The following is a 17,246-nucleotide window of genomic DNA, read 5'->3' as shown; positions in this document are numbered from 1 at the left end:
CATGAGCAGCCCCGAACGATCCGCACAGTCCACCGGCGCCCCCCGCACACCCGCGGAACCCGCGAAGGGCGCAGCGCAGCTCCCGCCGCTCCCGTCGCACCCGCGCGTCGTCGACAGCCTCCTCGACCTCGTGGGCGACACGCCGCTCTTCGAGATCCGCCGCGTCGACGCGGCGACGCCCCGGGGGCGCGTCTTCGGGAAGGCCGAGCAGCAGAACCCGGGCGGCTCGCTGAAGGACCGGATCTGCCTGGCGATGATCGAGGGCGCCGAGGCGCGCGGGCTGCTCGGCGCGGGCGGCGTCGTCATCGAGCCCACGTCGGGGAACACCGGGATCGGGCTCGCGATCGTGTGCGCGGCGAAGGGGTACCGCTGCATCCTCACGATGCCGGCGAGCATGAGCCTGGAGCGGCGCCAGCTGCTCGAGGCCTACGGCGCGGAGGTCGTCCTGACCGAGCCCGAGCTGCAGATGGAGGGGGCCATCGCGCGGGCGCGCGAGCTCGCGGCGGACATCCCGGGGGCGCTCATCCTCAGCCAGTTCGACAACCCCGACAACCCGCGCGTCCACGCGGAGACGACCGCGCGGGAGATCCTGCACGCGATGGCCGGCCTCGACGCGCCAGGGCGGCCCGGTCCCCGGCAGTCGCTGACGATCGACGCGTTCGTCGCCGGCGTGGGGACGGGCGGGTCGGTGAGCGGCGTCGGGCGGGTGCTCAAGCGGATGCGCGCGGCGACGCGCGTCATCGCGGTCGAGCCCGAGTCGTGCGCGACGATCTCGCGCGGCGAGCGCGGGCCCACCAAGATCCAGGGGCTCGCCGCCGGGTTCGTCCCCGCGAACTACGATCCGGGCGTGGTGGACGAGGTGCGGACGGTCAGCGATCGCGCCGCGTACGACACGAAGGTGGCGCTGGCCCGGCAGGAGGGGCTGCTCGTCGGCATCAGCGCTGGCGCGGCGGTGCGCGTCGCGCTCGACGTCGCCCGCGAGCTCGGCCCCGACGCCAACGTGGTGACCGTCCTCTGCGACACCGGCGAGCGCTACTTCAGCCTGGACGAGTATTTCCGATGAGCGGCGGCGGCGAGGCGATCCGCGGGTGCGTCCTCCTCGTCGGGGCGGGGGGGATCGCCGCGCCCGCCGCGCTCGCGCTCGCCGCCGCCGGGGTGCGGGAGCTCCGGGTCGCGGACGACGACGAGGTCGAGCTGACGAACCTGCATCGTCAGATCCTGTTCGACGACGACGACGTCGGGCGGCCGAAGCTCGATGCGTTCGCGGAGGCGCTGCGCCGCCGCTTCCCCGGGCTCCGCGTCGACCGCCGTTACGGCCGCTTCACGCCGAGCGCGGCGGCGGGGCTGATGCCGGGCGTCTCCGTGGTGGTCGACGCGACCGACAACTTCGCGTCGCGGTTCCTGATCGCCGACGTGTGCCGCCTCACGAGGACGCCGGTGGTCCATGCCGCCGCGATCCGCTGGCGCGCGACGGTGATGGCGGTCGCGGGGGAGGGGGCGCCCTGCTACCGCTGCCTGTTCGAGGACCTGCCGACCGGGAACGCGCCGGATTGCGCCACGGCCGGGGTGGCGGGCCCGGTGTGCGGCGTGGCCGGCGCGATCGCGGCGGATCGCGCGCTGGCGATCCTCGCGGGCGACGCGTCGATCTTCGGCCGGATCGCGACGTACGACGGCCGCACGGACACGCTGCGCAGCGTCCCTGTCTCCGCGCGGCCCGCCTGCGACCTGTGCGGAGCGCGCGCCGCGATCGCGACGATCGACGCGTCCCGCTACGTCGTCGCGTGCGCGGCCGAGAGCGGATCCCCGACCCACGTTGAAGGGGACCGCGAGAGCGGATCCCCGACCCACGTTGAAGGGGACCGCGAGAGCGGATCCCCGACCCACGTTGAAGGGGACCGCGAGAGCGGATCCCCGACCCACGTTGAAGCTGAAAACGACCGCGAGAGCGGATCCTCGACCCACCTCAAGACTGGAGAGCAAGACCATGGCTGACACCGCGACCGTCCGCATCCCGACCCCGCTCCGCACGCTCACCGGCGGGCAGGACGAGGTCAAAGCCGCCGGCGGCACCGTCGGCGAGCTGATCGAGAACCTCGAGAAGAGCTACCCCGGCATCCGCGACCGACTCCTCGACGAGAAGGGCGTGCGGCGCTTCGTGAACATCTTCGTGGGCGACGAGGACATCCGCTTCCTCGACGGGCTGAAGACGCCCGTGAAGGGCGGTGACCAGGTGGCGATCGTGCCCGCGATCGCCGGGGGCTGAGGTGGACGACCCGCGCTATCTCCGCCAGGTGTTGCTCGCGGAGATCGGTCCAGAGGGACAGGCGAGGCTCGGGGCGGCGACGGCGCGCGTGCTCGGCGGCGGCAGCGGCGCGCCGCCGCTCGCGCACGAGGTGGCGGAGCGCTACGCGCGCGGCGCCGGCTTCGGCGCGCTCGCGGACGGCGCGATCGACCTCGCCGCGCTCGCGCCCGCGGACCTCGTCGCCTCGCCCGCCGCGCGCGCCGTGCTCGCCGGCGCGCGCGCGGCGCTCGCCGAGATGCGCGCCGCGCTGGCTCTGGGCAGCGCCGCGGGGGGCGCGGGGCAGGGGAGCGCGGGGGAGGTCGATCCGTCATGAGGCACTCGCTCGCCCGCTCCCGCCGCCTGGGATCGGTCGTCGACGCGGTGGGCGACACGCCGCTCTTGCGCCTCTCGCGCGTCGGCCGCGACACGCCGTCGGTCGAGGTCTACGCCAAGCTCGAGTTCGCGAACCCCGGCGGCTCGGTGAAGGATCGCGCCGCGCTGCGGATGATGACCCGCGCCGCCGCGGACGGCCGCCTCACCAGCCAGAGGACGCTCATCGACTCGACGAGCGGCAACACCGGGGTCGCCTACTCGCTCTTCGGCGCGGCGATGGGCTTCAAGGTGGCGCTCGTCATGCCGTCGAACGTGTCGAAGGCGCGCAAGGACATCGCGCGCGCGTTCGGCACGGAGCTCATCTTCAGCGACCCGATGGAGGGCTCCGACGGCGCGATCCGCCTCGTGCGCTCGCTGGTCGAGAAGGATCCGGAGCGGTACTTCTACCCGGATCAGTACTCGAACGAGGACAACCCGCTCGCCCACTACCACGGCACGGCGCGCGAGATCCTGGAGGCGGTCGGCGACAGGATCACGCACTTCGTGGCCGGCATCGGCACGAGCGGCACCATCGTCGGGACGAGCCGGCGGCTGCGCGAGCACCACCGCCCGATCCGCTGCATCGCCGTGGAGCCCACGGAGGCGCTCCACGGGCTGGAGGGGCTCAAGCACCTGCCGAGCTCGCTCGTGCCCGCCATCCACGACGAGGGCGCGTACCACGAGACGATGCGCATCGCGACGGAGGACGGCTGGGACATGTCCGATCGCCTCGCGCGCGAGGAGGCGCTGCACGTGGGGCACTCGGGCGGCGCGGCCGTCTTCGCGGCCTTCGAGGTGGCGAAGCGCCTGCACCGCGAACAGCAAGGAGGGTGCGTCGTGGCGATTGTCCCGGACCGGGGCGACCGCTATTTTGCGCCCATGAAATGGGAGAAGCGTTACTTATGGTGATGTCTCCACAGCCGTGGACCGCCGGTGGGGTCGTCCTCAAGGCGAGCGTGCTCAAGGCGGTCGAGGACGAGGCGCTCGCGGGCTACGCGCGCGACGAGGAGGCCTGCGGGTACCTGAAGGGGCCCGCGGCCGAGCCGCTGCTCTGCGACGAGCACGTCCGGATGGACAACATCGCGAACAAGCTTCACGCCATCGATCCGGAGCGGTACTTCCGGACGGCGCGGACGTTCTTCGATTTCAACGGCAAGCGCTTCTCCGACGCTGTCGAGAACGGCGCCTCGGCGGGGCGCCCGGTGAAGGTGCTCTATCACTCGCACCTCGACGCCGGCGCTTACTTCAGCCCGACGGACGCGGCCATGATGAGCGGCGGCGAGCCGCCGGCCGAGGAAGGGGGCCAGATCGTGCTGGGGCCCGGGCCGGCGTTCCCGCTCGCGTTCCTCGTCACCAGCGTGCGCGGCGGCTCTGGCGAAGGGCGCCCGGAGGAGGCGCCCCGCATCGCCGAGCACCGCCTCTTCGTGTGGGACGGCGCCGCGTTCGTCGCGTCGACGTTCTCCGTCGTCGATTGAGCTCATCGCGCCGGGGCGCGCGTCGACGCGCTCTCGCGCAGCCCTCATCCGCTCGTTGAGGGATCTGAATCCGAGGCCCGGAGAGGCCGAGTCCGTAGTCGTCACTTCATCATCGAAGGAGTTGCCTAAATGTCAGGTTTTGTTGTCTGGTTCACCGGTTTGAGCGGCGCCGGCAAGAGCACGCTCGCGGCGATGCTCTCGGCCGAGCTCCGCGCCCGCTCCGTCCATGTGGAGGTGCTCGACGGCGACGAGGTGCGCACCAACCTCTCGAAGGGCCTCGGGTTCTCGAAGGAGGACCGCGATACGAACATCCGGCGGATCGGATACGTGGCGAAGCTCATCGCCCGGTCGGGCGCGTGCGCGATGACGGCCGCCATCAGCCCTTACAAGGCGATCCGTGACGAGCAGCGGGCCCAGATCCCCCACTTCGTCGAGGTGTTCTGCTCCTGCGAGATCCCCGTGCTCGCCGAGCGCGACGCGAAGGGGCTCTACAAGAAGGCGCTCGCGGGCGAGATCAAGAACTTCACGGGCATCGACGATCCGTACGAGGCGCCCGAGAGCCCCGAGGTGCTCGTCGACACCGGCAAGGAGACGAAGGAGGAGAGCCTCGCCAAGATCCTCGCCAAGCTCGAGGAGCTCGGCTACGTCCCGCGCCGCGGAGGCGCGGTCGCCGTGTCCGGCGCGGCCGCCGCGGGGGCGGCCGCGGGCGGCGCGCGCGGGCTGATCGCGCCGCACGGCGGCGAGCTCGTGAACCGGTGGGTCGAGGGCGCGGCGAAGGCGTCGCTCGCGGAGCGGGCGAAGGGGCTGCCGGTCATCGAGCTCGACGAGCGGACCGAGAGCGACGTCGAAATGATCGCGATCGGGGCGTTCTCCCCGCTGCGCGGCTTCATGAACTCGAAGGACTACCTGCGCGTCGTGCGCGAGATGCGGCTCGAGAGCGGCCTGCCGTGGTCGATGCCGATCACGCTCGCCGTCTCCGAGCAGGCGGCCGAGGGGCTCCGCGTGGGCTCCGAGGCGGCGCTCCGCGCGCGCGACGGCCGCATCGTCGCGGTCATCGAGCTGAGCGACAAGTGGCGGCCGAACAAGGAGATCGAGGCGCAGGAGGTGTTCCGGACGACCGAGACGAAGCACCCGGGCGTCGCGTACCTGATGAGCACGGGCCCCGTGTACGTCGGCGGCGAGATCCGCGTGCTGGAGCGGCCCGTCGACTCGGCGTTCCCGGCGTACGACCGGAGCCCGGCGACGACGCGGGCGTACTTCGCCGAGAAGGGCTGGCGCCGCATCGTCGGGTTCCAGACGCGGAACCCGATCCACAGGGCGCACGAGTTCATCACCAAGACGGCGCTGGAGATCTGCGACGGCCTGATGATCCACCCGCTCGTCGGCGCGACCAAGTCGGACGACATCCCGGCGGACGTGCGGATGCGTTGCTACGAGGAGCTCATCGCGAAGTACTATGTGAAGGACCGCGTGCTCCTCTCGATCTACCCGGCGGCGATGCGCTACGCGGGGCCGCGCGAGGCGATCTTCCACGCGCTGGCGCGCAAGAACTACGGCTGCTCCCACTTCATCGTGGGGCGCGATCACGCCGGCGTCGGCAGCTACTACGGCACGTACGACGCGCAGGAGATCTTCAATGCCTTCAGCCCCGGAGAGCTCGGCATCACCACGCTCAACTTCGAGAACGCGTTCTACTCGACGGTGGTCGGCGCGATGGCCACGGCGAAGACGGCGCCTGGTGATGCGTCGACGCAGGTCAACCTGTCCGGGACGAAGGTGCGCGAGCTGCTCCAGCGCGGCGAGCTGCCGCCGCCTGAGTTCTCCCGTCCGGAGGTCGCGCGCATCCTCATCGAGTCGATGCGCAGCTCGTCGTAGCCGCGGGCGCCTGAGGGCCGCGGCGGGCGGCGCCGCCGAGCGGGGCCGCGCGGCATCAGACGGGGCGCGCGTGGCGCGCGCCGCGCGCGCCGCGGCCCTCTCCCTCCTCGCCGCGCTCGCCGGCGTCTCCGCGGGGACGACGGCGCGCGCGGATCTCAGCGACGACGCCGCGCGCGTCGCGCGGATGTGGTCGCTCTCGGGCGCGCGCGTCGCGCGCCTCCCCCCCACCTTCCTCGAGCACGGCCGCGCCCGGGTCGTGGCGATCGATCCGCCCGCCGGCCCGGCCCGCGTGGCTGGCGCTGCCGGCGCGGCGGCGGACGAGTGCCTCACCGCCGCGTTCCTCGCGCCGCGCACGGCGGAGTTCACGCTCTCTCCCGAGGGGCCATCGGGCGGCGTCCCCGCCCTCGAGGGCCTCATCCAACAGCTGCGCGGCGCGGAGCCCGAGGACGACCGCCGCGTCCTGAGCGTCGCCGGGGTCGCGGCCGTCACGCGGTGCGGGGCCGAGCGCGAGGGGCTGCGCCGCGTGGCGATCGAGGTGCTGTCGACGCGCAGCGCGTTCGATGTCGTCGTCGCCGCGTCGAGCGGGCCGCTGGAGCGCGTCGAGGCCATCCTGCCGGAGCGCGCGTCCGGGCCCGTCGCGCCCCGCGGCGACCCTGGGCGGCCCTCCGAGCCGGGGCCGCTCGACGCCCGGGTCGCGCGGGCCGCGCGGCGCGCGCTCGCGGAAGGGGCGCCGCGCGTCGCTCCGACCGACATGCGCGCCTCGTCGATCGGGACGGGGCAGTTCTCGGTCAAGCTCCCCGAGGGCTGCCACCGCCTCGACCTGATGGCCGAGGTGCCGAGCGCCACGTTGCGCCGCGCGACCGACCTCGACGCCGAGGCGCGCGAGGGGACCACGGGCAGGCTGCTCGATCGCGACAGGTCCGACGCGCCCGACGCGCGGCTCGATTTCTGCCTGGGCGAGCAGGGGGTCGTCGAGGTGCCTTTCCTCGGGGCCGCGGGGCCGGTGAAGGTCGTGCTGTCCGACGCGCAGTGGCCGATGTCCGCGTTCGTGCCGGGGCACTTCGGCGCGCGCGCCCGGGGCAACCTGGCCGCCGCGCTGCGCCGCCGCCACGCGCCCGCGCCGCGCGCGCAGGCGATCGCCGAGGCGATCGGCGCGCAGGGCGACACGCTCGTCCCGGTCCAGCTCGAGCCGGGCCGCTGCTACTTCGCGGCGGCGGCGCTGGCCCGGGGCGAGCTGCGCGCGCTCCGGATCTCCGTCGAGCTCGGCGACCGCGCCGGGCGCGACGACGCCGGCGAGAACGGCGAGAGCGCCGGCGTGGCGTTCTGCTCCGAGATCGAGGAGAGCGCCGCCCTCCGCGTGTCCGCGCGCGGCGGCTCGCCGGTCTGGGTCGTCGCGGTCTGGCCGATGGACTGACCCCGCTCACTCCGCGGCGTGGGGGCGCCTCGGGCGGCGGCGCGGGGCCTGCTCCGGGCCTGGGCTGGCCGCGGCGCCGGGCTGGGCCCGCTCCGGCAGCAGCTGGCGGAGCTGCCAGGCCTGCAGGAACGCGCGTCGCTCCGCGGCGCGCAGCGCGTGCTGGTGCTGGCCCATCATGAACGCCGGCACGACAAGCATGAACAGGGTCGTCAGCGTCAGCGCCGTCATCGTCGCGATCTTCGAGTGCTCGACGGCCTGGGGCAGGATGACCATCGCGCCGCCCGCGAACTCGTACGAGCGGGGCAGGACGCCCGAGTACTCGATCCACGCGGCGGCCAGCACCGCGATGCAGCTGGTCACGACGACGGCGACGCGGTAGGCCGTCCGGTACGTGAACGAGTTGCCGTACGTGAGGATGACGAGCAGCATCGGCATGAAGAGCAGCGGGCCGAAGCCGCGCCCGATGCACAGGAAGCTGAGCACGTTGAAGACGAAGCCGGCGTAGGCGTACCACTCCGCGGACGGGCGGTGGACGACGCGCGCGGCGAGGAACTTCATCAGCGCCGCCAGGGCGGTGAAGCCCAGGATGAAGGCGAAGACCTGCCACTCCCGGATGCCGAGCCACACCGCGGCGACCAGCGTCGCGATCGCCGTCGCGAGCAGCTCGGCGCGCATGCCCGCGCGCAGCTGCAGCCGGTGCCGCGCCGCCGCGGCCGCGTCCAGCTCGGCGAGCACCTCCCCCGGCATCTCGCGCGGCGGCTCGGTCAGGACGCGCCGGAGCGTCTCCAGGGCGCGCTCGTTGGACGGATCGAAGGCGAGCGCCTGGCCGACCTCGCTGAGCAGCGCCTTCCGCGCGCCCTCGGCTTCCTTGCCGCCGGCGAGCGCCTCCGTCACGCGCTCCTCGGCCAGCCCCGCGTGCCGCGCCGCGAGGTCGCGGCGGAGCTCCACGTCCTTGTCGCCGTCGAGGAACCGCTCGACCGCCTCGTAGAGCGCGCGGGCGGACGGGTAGCGCTCGGAGGGCTCGCGCCGCGTCGCCGTCACGCAGATCGCGTCGAGCTCCGGCGGCACCTCGCGCTCGGGCGCGCGCACCGACGCCCGCGCGTCGGCGCCGTGAATGAGCGAGTCGAGCATCTCGGTGCGGTCCTTCTTCGGGTGCAGCGGCTTGAGCGTGAGGAGCTCGAAGAGGATCGCGCCGAGCGAGTAGATGTCGCTGCGCACGTCGAGCGTGTCGACGCACCCCTGCGCCTGCTCCGGCGACATGTACCCGAGGGTCCCGAGCACGTCGCCCGGGATGGTCCGCGTGCTCATGGGATCTTCGCCCATGTCGATCGTCTGGAGCGGCGTGTCGATGAGCTTCGCGACGCCCCAGTCGAGCAGGTACACCTCGCCGAAGTCGCCGAGCATGATGTTGGCGGGCTTGAGGTCGCGGTGGAGCACGCCGCGCGAGTGCGCGAAGTCGACGGCGATGCAGACCGACGAGAAGGCGGTGAGCAGCCTGCGGCGCGAGAAGCTCTGGAGCGCCGTCGGGTCGCCCTCGCGGAGCTCGTTCAGGATCCTCGCCAGCGTGAGGCCCCGGAGGCGCTTCATCGTGAAGTACGCCGAGCCCTTGTTGTCCACGCCGAGGTCGTAGACGGGCACGATCGACGGGTGCTCGAGCTGGCCCTGCACCCGGGCCTCGCGGAGGAACCGGTGGCGCAGCGTCGTGTCGCCCTGGTGCTCGGCGCGGATGACCTTCATGGCCACGTCGCGGCCGATGCGGCGGTCCCTGCAGAAGTGGACCTCGCCCATCCCCCCGACGCCGAGCAGCGACCGCATCTCGTAGCGGGGGCCGTCGCTGGACAGATCCGTGAGCTCCGCGCGGGCGCGGCCGAGGCTCACGGGGGTGGGGCTCTGGCCGTGCGAATCTCCGCCCTTCCCGCGAGATTTTCGCATCTCGGGGAGCTGCTCGAGCGTCTCGAAGTCGTCGTCGAACAGGGCCATGGCGTCCGGGAAGCCAGGCTCGGTCGCGCCGTGCCAGAAATACCCACACCGGCAGGGCTCCGCGTGGCGACCCTCGACCGCCACGACGGACGGCAGCGAGCGGCGTTGCGGAGTGCTGGGCTTCCTCGGACGAGAAAATCTCGTATCGGGTGGTCATGTCAACGGGATGCTGCGTCCGTAGAAGACGGCCGGCGCGCAATGCGACGGCCGCGCGCCGCGCACATCCCGTGCGGTCGGGGTGAAGGCGGGAGCCGCTCGCGAAATGAAGGTCGATGTCGGGTGTCCAGCGGTCCTGGCGCGCGCTGTGGTGGCGTCTCCGTCGCGCAGGGGGCGCGATGTGGGGCACGTCACGGCGCGGACGATCGCCGGCGGAGGCTCGATGCGCTCGAGGTTCTCGGCGCGCTCAACGTCCGAGGAGCGCGAGCAGCGTCTTCTTGTTCGTGAGGCCGACGTGCCGCCCGACGGGCTCGCCCTTCTGGAAGGCGACCACCGTCGGCAGGCCGCGGATGCCGAAGCGCTGCGCGGCCTCGGGCGACGCGTCGACGTCGAGCTTGACCACCTTGACCTGGCCCGCCGTCTCGGCGGCGATCTCATCGACGATCGGCGCGAGCCGCTTGCAGGGGGCGCACCAGGATGCCGAGAAGTCCACGAGCACCGGCGTGTCCGTCTGCAGGACCTCCTGCGCGAAATTCAGGTCGTTGACTTCGATGACATTGCTGCTGCCCATGGCGCTGTCCTTTCGGTCTTCGCTGGAGTGAGCGGGCCCTGGCTGCGACGCGCCGGCCCGATGCCGGCCCGATCCTCGACAGCCACGCTCGCTCCAACTGTTATATGCACGGTTTCAGTTTCTGCCAGGGGAGCGGCTCGGCCGCCCGCAGGGATGGCGGCCTCGCGTGTGCCCGGGGCAGGAGGCCGGCGGCGTCGCCGCGCGGCCAGGCGCCTCCGCGATCAGCCGGCCTTGATCGGCGCAGGCGCAGGGCGGCCGAGGTGCTGCGCCCGGAGCGCGATGTCCGCGACGGTCTTCTGCGCGAGGCCGCGCAGCAGCCCTGCGTTGGCCGCCTCGGCGACCTCATCGAACGCCCGCTGGATCCCCGACCCGATCGGGCACCTCGCGTTCGGCTCGCACGGGCTCGGCGCGATGGCGCCTTCCGGCTCGACGGCGGCGTACACCTCGCTCAGCCGGATCTTCTTGGCCGGCCTCGCCAGGCGATAGCCGCCCGAGCGGCCCTCCCGCGCCTCGATGAGCCCGGCCTGCGACAGCCGCGCGAGGATGCGCCGCAGGAAGGCCGGGTTCGTGTTGATGCTCGCCGACAGCGCGTCGCTCGCGCAGCTCTCGTCGGACTGGGCGAGCAGCGCGAGGGCGTGCGTGGCGATGGCGAAGCGACCCGAGGACATCGAACGGCCCCTCGGCCGTCATCTGAGGGCTCGGGGGGTTCCGCTGTCAAGGCGCGGCGGGCGGTCGAGCGTTCTCGCCTCGGCGCCTGCTCGCTCAGCGCGACCTGGGCGAGGTGCGGATCAGCACGAGGGCGTCTCCCTTGCCGTGCGCGAGGCGCAGCTCGATCGACGCGGGGACGGCCGCCGGGCCGGCGCAGCGGCTGTCGGACACGACGTGCCGCGCCCTGGCGAGCGAGCTCTCGCCCGTCGAGGTGTCGACGAGCCGCAGATCGACGCCCGCGCCGTCGGCGTCGAGCGCCACGATCACCTCGGCGCACGTGTTGGCCGGGATCGGGAGCGGGAGGATCTTGAGGCGCGCGGCGTCGAGCCCCACCGCCTGCGCGCCGGCCGCCCCCGCGGCGTCGGCGGGGCCGGCGGCGCTCATGCGCCCGAGCAGCCTCGCGGCGGCGAGCGGATGGGCGACGAGCGCCGGCGGGGCCTCGGGCTCCTTGCGGACCTCCACGGCGAACGGGCCAGGCTGCGCCATCGACTCGACGTCGACGCGGGCGGGTCCGCCGCGCCCGCAGGTGAAGAGCGTCGCCCGGGCGCCGCCCCGGGCGCGGCCGAGGAGGGCGTGGCCCTCGCTCCAGAGCTCCGCGAGCACGTCGGCGAGCGGCTTGCCGGCCAGCACGTCGATCCGCGCGCAGCCGGCCGGCAGCTCGATCGGCAGCGTCGTCCGGCTGCCGAGCCGCGCGGCCCCGGTCGACACGCGCGGCGCGCCGTAGCCCCGGCCGGCGAGCGCGCGGGCGTGGTCCGCCCGCGCCTCGGCGAGGTCGCGGCCCTCGGTCACGCGCTCGATCGGCGTGGCGCCGGAGATCTCCGCCTCGGCGCCCGGCTGCGAGCGGCCCACGACCACGGCCACGAGGCCCTGCGTGCCGCGCGAGCGGATCGCGATCGAGAGCTCCACGGAGACCGCCGAGCAGAGGAGCAGCGAGCGATCCTTGCCCCGCTCGCGCGCGCGCGCGACGACCCTGCCGGTCTCGTCCTCCGCGACCACCTCGAGCGAGGCGACCTCGTCGCTCGGGGAGACGAGCACGTCGAGGCAGCGGCCGCCGTCGAGGGTGGCGCCGATCCGGCTCGCGGTCCTCGATCCGACGGGCAGCGCGACGCGCCGGACGTCGTCCCAGCGCGCGCCGACCGCGGCGCGGCGCGCCCTGATCTTCGCCTCCAGGCCGGGCCACGACTCGAGGCGCCCGCTCTCGTCGCCGGACCTGCCGCGCGCGCCGACGGCGCGGGCGACCGCGTCGGCCGCCTTGACCGGGACGCTCTGCACGCCGACGCTCACCGCCCCGGCGCCCGACATCACGCGCGCCATGACATAGAGCCTCCGCGGGTGCGGCGGGCAGACGAGGATGGACGCGCGCGCGTCGGCGGCCTCGTCCGTCGAGAAGGCGCTGCCGTCGTCCTCGAAGGCGAACAGGTCGACGTCGCTGATCGTCGGCGAGACCCGCGCCATCGCGAGCATGCACTCGCCGGCGGGCACCTCGACGAAGGCGCCGAGCCGATCGCCGTCGGACGCCATGTCCGCGCCGATCACCCGGAGCGCGCTCGCGCCCGCCTGCGCTGCGCGCTGCGCGTCCCCGCCGAGGAGGGTGCTGCCGTCGATGCGATCCGGCAGCGCGCGCAGCGTCTCCGGCGCTCGCGTGCCCGGCGACGCGATCGCCCCGGCGCCGCAGGCGGGCAGGGCGGCGAGCGAGGCCGCGAGCGCCCAGGCGGCGCGGGCTGGCGATGGAGCTGCAGCGCGGGCGGGCTCGGGCGGGCGGTGCGCAGGCAGGATCGGGAGCGCAGGCCGCAGCGCGGGCGTCGGCGGGGGCGCGGGCGAAGGAAGGGACGCGGGATGTCGGGGGCGCAAGGGCGTGGGCTTGTCGGGGCGGGCGCTCGATCGAGAGGGAAGGTTCTACTTCAGCGCGGGTACGGCATCCAGGGCGCGCCGGCCGCCGCCGGGGCCGCGGCCGTCCACCGCGTCATCCCTCGGCGGTCTCGGCGCAGATCCGTCCGAGCGTCCGGACCGCGTGCTCGCTGAGCTCCGTGAACGGGTAGCCGCAGTTCACCCGGATGTAGTTCGAGAAGCGGTGCTTGGCCGAGAAGATCGGCCCCGGCGCGACGCTGATGCCGTGCTCGAGCGCGCGCTCGTGCACGTCGAGCGCGCTCGTGCCGGGCGGCAGCTCGACCCAGAGCACGAAGCCGCCGGCGGGGCGCGAGACGCGGGTGCCGGGCGGGAAGTGCTCGGCGATCGCCTCGCTCATGCGCGCGACCTGGGCGGCGAGCCGGCGCCGGAGCGTCCGCAGGTGGTGGTCGTACCCGCCGATCTCGAGGAACTCGGCGATCGCCATCTGCGGCAGCGTCGCGGTCGCCACGCTCTGCGCGAACTTGAGCTGCTCGACCTCGTCGAGGAAGCGGCCGGGCGCCGTCCAGCCGACCCGGTAGCCCGGCGCCACCGTCTTCGTGAACGACGAGCAGAGCATCACGAGGCCCTTCTTGTCGAACGCCTTGGCGGGGCGGGGGCGGACGTCGCCGAAGTGCAGGTCGCCGTAGATGTCGTCCTCGATGAGCGGCACCTCGCGGCGCGCGAGCATCGCGACGAGGCGCTCCTTCGCCTCGTCGGGCATGGCGCTGCCGAGGGGGTTGTTGAAGTTCGGGATCGCGAGGCACGCCTTGATGCGGTGGCGGCCCAGCATCTCCTCGAGGACGTCGAGGTCCATGCCGGTGCGGGGGTGCGACGGGACCTCGATCGCCTTGATGCCGAGGCTCTCGATGAGCTGGAGGAGCCCGTAGTACGCCGGCGACTCCAGCGCGACCGTGTCGCCCCGGCGGGCGACCGCGCGCAGGCAGAGGTGGAGCGCCTCCATGGCGCCGACCGTCGTCACGATGTCGTCGGGGGAGAGCGCGACGCCCCACTCGACCGAGCGCCGGGCGATCTGCCGCCGCAACGCCGGCAGGCCGGGCGGCGGATCGTACGAGACGCCGGCGCCGCCCGCGCTCCGCGCGATCGCGCTGAGGATCCGGTTCAGCTTGTCGGTCGGCAGGAGCTCCGGGCTCGGGCACGCCGCGCCGAACGGGACGATGTGCGGGTCCCGGCACGCCCGGTAGACCTTGGAGACGAGGCTCTTCACGCTGACCCGCGTGGCGGTGGTGCAGGCGCGCGCGGCCCGGGGCTCGGGCAGCGCCGTGCCCCGGCGGGCGCGGACGTAGTGCCCCGACTGCGGGCGTGCCTCGATGAGCCCGCGGTTCTCGAGCTGCATGTACGCCTGCAGCACCGTCGCGACGCTGACCCCCTGCTGCCGGCTGAGCCGCCGCACCGACGGGATCCGGTCGCCCGGCCGCAGCGCGCCGCGCGCGATCAGATCCGCGACGTGCGCGGCGACGCGGTCGTAGAGGTGGGCCTCGTCCTCCGCTTCGATGGGCGCCTGCACCTGCACGAGACGAAGTGTACAGCCGGGCGGGCCCTGCGGTACCGGTACAGCTGCCGGGCGTGAGGACCAGCACAGTCGCCTGTTCCGGAAACTGTACCGGCCTCAATTACCAACCGACTGCCTCTGTACCGGTCGCTCGCTTGGCCCCACCCTTCAGGGCATGAAGTTGACCTCACTTGTTTCGGAGCCGCCATCGCGCCTCCGGGAGGCGTCGCGGATCGAGCTCGGGAAGGGGCGCCTGTGGACGCACCGCCTGCGGGGCGGCCCGCTGCTCCTGAGCTGTACCGCCGGCGCGGTCTGGATCACCCGCGAGGGGGAGCCGGAGGACGTGGTGCTGGAGGCCGGCTCCAGCTATGGCGGCGAGGGGCGCGGGCTCCTCGTGGTGGAGGCGCTCGAGCCGGCGCAGATCGCGGTGGCGAGAGGCGAGGCAGGGAAGACGGCGCGCGCGGCGCTGGCGAGGGCGCGGGGGAGCTGGCTGGTGCTGCTCTCGCTCCTCGCGCTGTACGTGATCTGGGGCTCGACGTACCTGGCGGTCTCGGTCGCGCTCGAGACGATGCCGCCCTTCTTGCTGGCCGGGACGCGCTTCATGACGGCGGGCGCGCTGCTCTACGGCGTGCTCCGGCTGCGCGGCGCCCCGCGGCCGACGCTGCGGCAGTGGGGCGCGGCGGCGCGGGTCGGGGTGCTGCTGCTCGTCTTCGGCAACGGGTTCGTCGTCGTCTCGCAGCAGTGGGTGAGCTCGGGCGTCGCCGCGGTCGTGGTGTCCACGATGCCGCTCTGGCTTGCGCTCTTCGCCACCGCGCGAGGCCGGGGCGCCGCCGGCGGCGCGCCCGCCGGCGCCCCGGCGGTCTCCCGGCGCGAGTGGATCGGGCTCCTCGTCGGGTTCGCAGGCGCGGCGCTGCTCCACCTCGGCGGCGCTCTCCACGCGGCGCACGCCGGGGCCCTGCTCATCTTGCTGGCCCCCGTGTCGTGGGCGCTCGGCTCGCTGTACAGCCGCTCGCTGCCGCTCCCGGAAGGGCCGATGGCGGTCGCGGCGGAGATGCTCGCGGGCGGCGCGGTGATGCTCGGGGTGAGCGCGCTCTCGGGCGAGCACCTCGCGGCGGCGCCCTCATCGCGGTCGCTCCTCGCGCTCGCCTATCTGGCGGTGTTCGGATCGATCGTGGCCCTCAGCGCGTACACGTACCTGCTCCGGAGCACGCGCCCGGCGATCGCGACGAGCTACGCGTACGTGAACCCGATCGTCGCCATCGCGCTCGGCGTCCTGCTCGGCGGCGAGCGGGCCTCCGCGACGACCTGGGCCGCGGCGGCCATCGTCGGCGCCGGCGTCGTCATCGTCTCGCGGCGCTAGGCGCGCTGCGCTGCGCTCACGGGCCACCCCCACCCCGCCCCGCTCCCACGGCGCGTCGCGCCGGCCGCCTTCGCGCCCCGGGCGCGCGCCGTCGACCGTAGGCAATGCGGGAGGCGGCGTGTAGTGTGCGCGGCGAGGAGGCGAGCTAGATGAAGAGAGGGTACCGGCTGCTCGGCTGGGCGCTGCTCCTGTTCGGGGCGCCGTCGGCGTGCAGCGGCGGCCACGTCGGCGCTGCGTCGAGCAGCGGTGCGAGCGCGAGCGCCGGAGAAGGCGGCGGCGTGGCCACGGGCACCGGAGAGGGCGGCGGCGCGGCCACGGGCACCGGAGAGGGCGGCGGCGCGGCCACGGGCACCGGAGAGGGCGGCGGGGTGGCAGTCGGCGCGGGCGCGGGGCCGAGCGGCGAGTGTGCGGCGCTCGCGCCCGGGCCCTTCGAGCCGGCGCTGGTCACGGACGGGTTCATCGGCAGCGAGGACTTCGCGTTCGATGGCCGGGGCTACCTCGTCGCCAAGCAGGGGCCGAACCTCGTTCGCTTCGACGCCACGGGTCGGACCTCGAACTTCGCGTCTCTGCCGGGCCCCCCGGGCCCCGTGCCCGGGCTCCGGTACCGGCCCGACGGGACCCTCGTGGCGGCGCTGCCGAACCAGGGCGCCGTCGTCCAGATCTCGGCGACCGGAATGGTCGACGACTACGTGACAGGCCTCACGGACCCGAACGGCCTCGCTCCGGACGCGCTGGGCAACGTCTGGGCGACCGACCTCGCGGGCGATCGGGTGATCCGCCTCAACCCCGATGCCACGATCGACGAGATCGCGAGCGGCGCCCCCGAGGTGAGCGAGCCGAACGGAATCGCCTTCGACCCGGCGCGATGGGCGGTTTTCTACACCAACTCCTCTGCCGGCGAGATCCGCAAGATCGACCTGAACAACCCGGGCGAACCCCCGTCGCTCGTGGTCACGGTCGCCTCGTCCGTGCTCGACGGACTCGTTCTCGATACGTGTGGTCACCTCTACACGGTCGATAACGAGAACCGGACGCTCTATCGTGTGAGGCTCGACGCGGGCGGCGCCGCCCTGGGGGAGGCCGAGCTGCTGGCGCGCTTCCCGACCGGGGTGGCCAATGCGCAGTTCGGAGCGGGCCCGGGGTTCGATGCGAGGACCCTTTACGTCGGAGGCGCAGCCGGCTCGATCTATGCTGTTGCCGTCGGCATCGGCGGCGCGCCGGTCCCGGCGCCGCCAGAAGCGCCGTGATGGACGCTCCTCGGCGGCGCGCAGGAGGGGAGGCTCAGCGGGCGCCTTCCGCTGCGGCCACTTCGCCCTTCTTGAGCTTCCCTTGAAGCTCGCCGAGCTTGCCCGCCGACCGCTCGAGGGCGCGCGCAGCGCCCTCGAGCGCGATCCGCCCGTAACCGATGGCCACCCCCGCCCAGGAGGTGCCCAGCTCGCGCAGCGTCTCGACGAACGGCGGCTTGACCGCCGCCCCGGCGCTGGCGTCCGCCGCCTGCGCGGGCCCGGCGCTCCCGTTCACGCTGTTCTCGGCCTTCGGCTCCGTGATGCTCTGGGTCTCACTCATGGTCTGCCTCCCACTTCGATATGTCCCCCCGCGACGACCGCGGGCGTACAGAAATGATGAATCCAGCGTTGACCCCCGTGCCCCGCGCGTC

General features: G+C 73.8%; 16 protein-coding genes. 10 read left to right on the top strand and 6 right to left on the bottom strand.

The window, feature by feature from the left end:
- Position 1: 1 nt before the first annotated feature.
- The 8 genes from cysK to WME73_RS32030 all read left to right on the top strand — a co-directional run bounded on the left by cysK (position 2) and on the right by WME73_RS32030 (position 7,417).
- Positions 2 to 1,063, top strand: coding sequence for a cysteine synthase A (gene cysK / locus WME73_RS32065; RefSeq protein WP_437740155.1), 1,062 nt, complete (start codon positions 2 to 4; stop codon positions 1,061 to 1,063).
- Positions 1,060 to 1,992 (top strand): HesA/MoeB/ThiF family protein, encoded by a 933-nt coding sequence (locus tag WME73_RS32060; RefSeq protein ID WP_437912012.1) that lies wholly within the window; start codon positions 1,060 to 1,062, stop codon positions 1,990 to 1,992. The genes cysK and WME73_RS32060 overlap by 4 nt, the downstream gene beginning before the upstream one ends.
- Positions 1,985 to 2,263, top strand: a complete 279-nt coding sequence (locus WME73_RS32055) for a MoaD/ThiS family protein (RefSeq protein WP_012238383.1) — start codon at positions 1,985 to 1,987, stop codon at positions 2,261 to 2,263. The genes WME73_RS32060 and WME73_RS32055 overlap by 8 nt, the downstream gene beginning before the upstream one ends.
- 1 nt (position 2,264) lies before the next feature.
- Positions 2,265 to 2,615: a hypothetical protein gene (locus WME73_RS32050; protein ID WP_437912011.1), complete on the top strand. Its 351-nt coding sequence runs from the start codon at positions 2,265 to 2,267 to the stop codon at positions 2,613 to 2,615.
- Entirely contained in the window at positions 2,612 to 3,562 is a 951-nt protein-coding gene (locus WME73_RS32045) for a PLP-dependent cysteine synthase family protein (protein ID WP_437740153.1), read from the top strand. Before WME73_RS32050 ends, WME73_RS32045 begins: the two co-directional genes overlap by 4 nt.
- Positions 3,556 to 4,128 (top strand): Mov34/MPN/PAD-1 family protein, encoded by a 573-nt coding sequence (locus WME73_RS32040; RefSeq protein ID WP_437912010.1) that lies wholly within the window; start codon positions 3,556 to 3,558, stop codon positions 4,126 to 4,128. The genes WME73_RS32045 and WME73_RS32040 overlap by 7 nt, the downstream gene beginning before the upstream one ends.
- A gap of 129 nt (positions 4,129 to 4,257) precedes the next feature.
- Positions 4,258 to 6,003: a sulfate adenylyltransferase gene (sat, locus tag WME73_RS32035; RefSeq protein WP_437740151.1), complete on the top strand. Its 1,746-nt coding sequence runs from the start codon at positions 4,258 to 4,260 to the stop codon at positions 6,001 to 6,003.
- Positions 6,004 to 6,073: 70 nt separating this feature from the next.
- Positions 6,074 to 7,417, top strand: a complete 1,344-nt coding sequence (locus WME73_RS32030) for a hypothetical protein (RefSeq protein WP_437912009.1) — start codon at positions 6,074 to 6,076, stop codon at positions 7,415 to 7,417.
- A 6-nt stretch (positions 7,418 to 7,423) separates the two neighbouring features.
- On the opposite strand, the gene WME73_RS32025 is transcribed toward WME73_RS32030, so the two are convergent.
- From WME73_RS32025 to WME73_RS32005, 5 genes are all read right to left on the bottom strand, one after another.
- The gene (locus WME73_RS32025) at positions 7,424 to 9,481 is read right to left on the bottom strand and encodes a serine/threonine protein kinase (RefSeq protein WP_437912008.1); all 2,058 of its coding nucleotides are present in this window, start codon (positions 9,479 to 9,481) and stop codon (positions 7,424 to 7,426) included.
- 319 nt (positions 9,482 to 9,800) lie between these two features.
- On the bottom strand, positions 9,801 to 10,124 hold the full coding sequence (gene trxA / locus WME73_RS32020) for a thioredoxin (protein ID WP_437522675.1): 324 nt from the start codon (positions 10,122 to 10,124) through the stop codon (positions 9,801 to 9,803).
- Positions 10,125 to 10,345: 221 nt separating this feature from the next.
- Positions 10,346 to 10,792 (bottom strand): Rrf2 family transcriptional regulator, encoded by a 447-nt coding sequence (locus WME73_RS32015; protein ID WP_437740148.1) that lies wholly within the window; start codon positions 10,790 to 10,792, stop codon positions 10,346 to 10,348.
- A 94-nt stretch (positions 10,793 to 10,886) separates the two neighbouring features.
- Complete coding sequence (locus tag WME73_RS32010; RefSeq protein WP_437912007.1) at positions 10,887 to 12,683, bottom strand: hypothetical protein; 1,797 nt, start codon at positions 12,681 to 12,683, stop codon at positions 10,887 to 10,889.
- A 112-nt stretch (positions 12,684 to 12,795) separates the two neighbouring features.
- Complete coding sequence (locus WME73_RS32005; RefSeq protein WP_437740146.1) at positions 12,796 to 14,250, bottom strand: PLP-dependent aminotransferase family protein; 1,455 nt, start codon at positions 14,248 to 14,250, stop codon at positions 12,796 to 12,798.
- Between the two features lie 160 nt (positions 14,251 to 14,410).
- Between WME73_RS32005 and yedA the strand changes: the two genes are divergently transcribed.
- Together yedA and WME73_RS31995 are read left to right on the top strand one after the other, a co-directional pair.
- Complete coding sequence (gene yedA, locus WME73_RS32000) at positions 14,411 to 15,589, top strand: drug/metabolite exporter YedA (protein WP_437912006.1); 1,179 nt, start codon at positions 14,411 to 14,413, stop codon at positions 15,587 to 15,589.
- A 149-nt stretch (positions 15,590 to 15,738) separates the two neighbouring features.
- Positions 15,739 to 16,836, top strand: a complete 1,098-nt coding sequence (locus WME73_RS31995) for an SMP-30/gluconolactonase/LRE family protein (RefSeq protein ID WP_437912005.1) — start codon at positions 15,739 to 15,741, stop codon at positions 16,834 to 16,836.
- A 34-nt stretch (positions 16,837 to 16,870) separates the two neighbouring features.
- Here WME73_RS31995 and WME73_RS31990 read toward each other — a convergent pair whose 3' ends face one another.
- Positions 16,871 to 17,155, bottom strand: a complete 285-nt coding sequence (locus tag WME73_RS31990) for a hypothetical protein (protein ID WP_437740143.1) — start codon at positions 17,153 to 17,155, stop codon at positions 16,871 to 16,873.
- Between the last annotated feature and the right edge of the window lie 91 nt (positions 17,156 to 17,246).

The sequence above is a fragment of the Sorangium sp. So ce302 genome (genome assembly GCF_051530145.1).
In the GTDB taxonomy this organism is placed as follows: domain Bacteria; phylum Myxococcota_A; class Polyangia; order Polyangiales; family Polyangiaceae; genus Sorangium; species Sorangium cellulosum_B.
The sequence above is the reverse complement of the archived record's forward strand: the minus strand, read 5'-3'. Positions and strand labels throughout refer to the sequence as shown.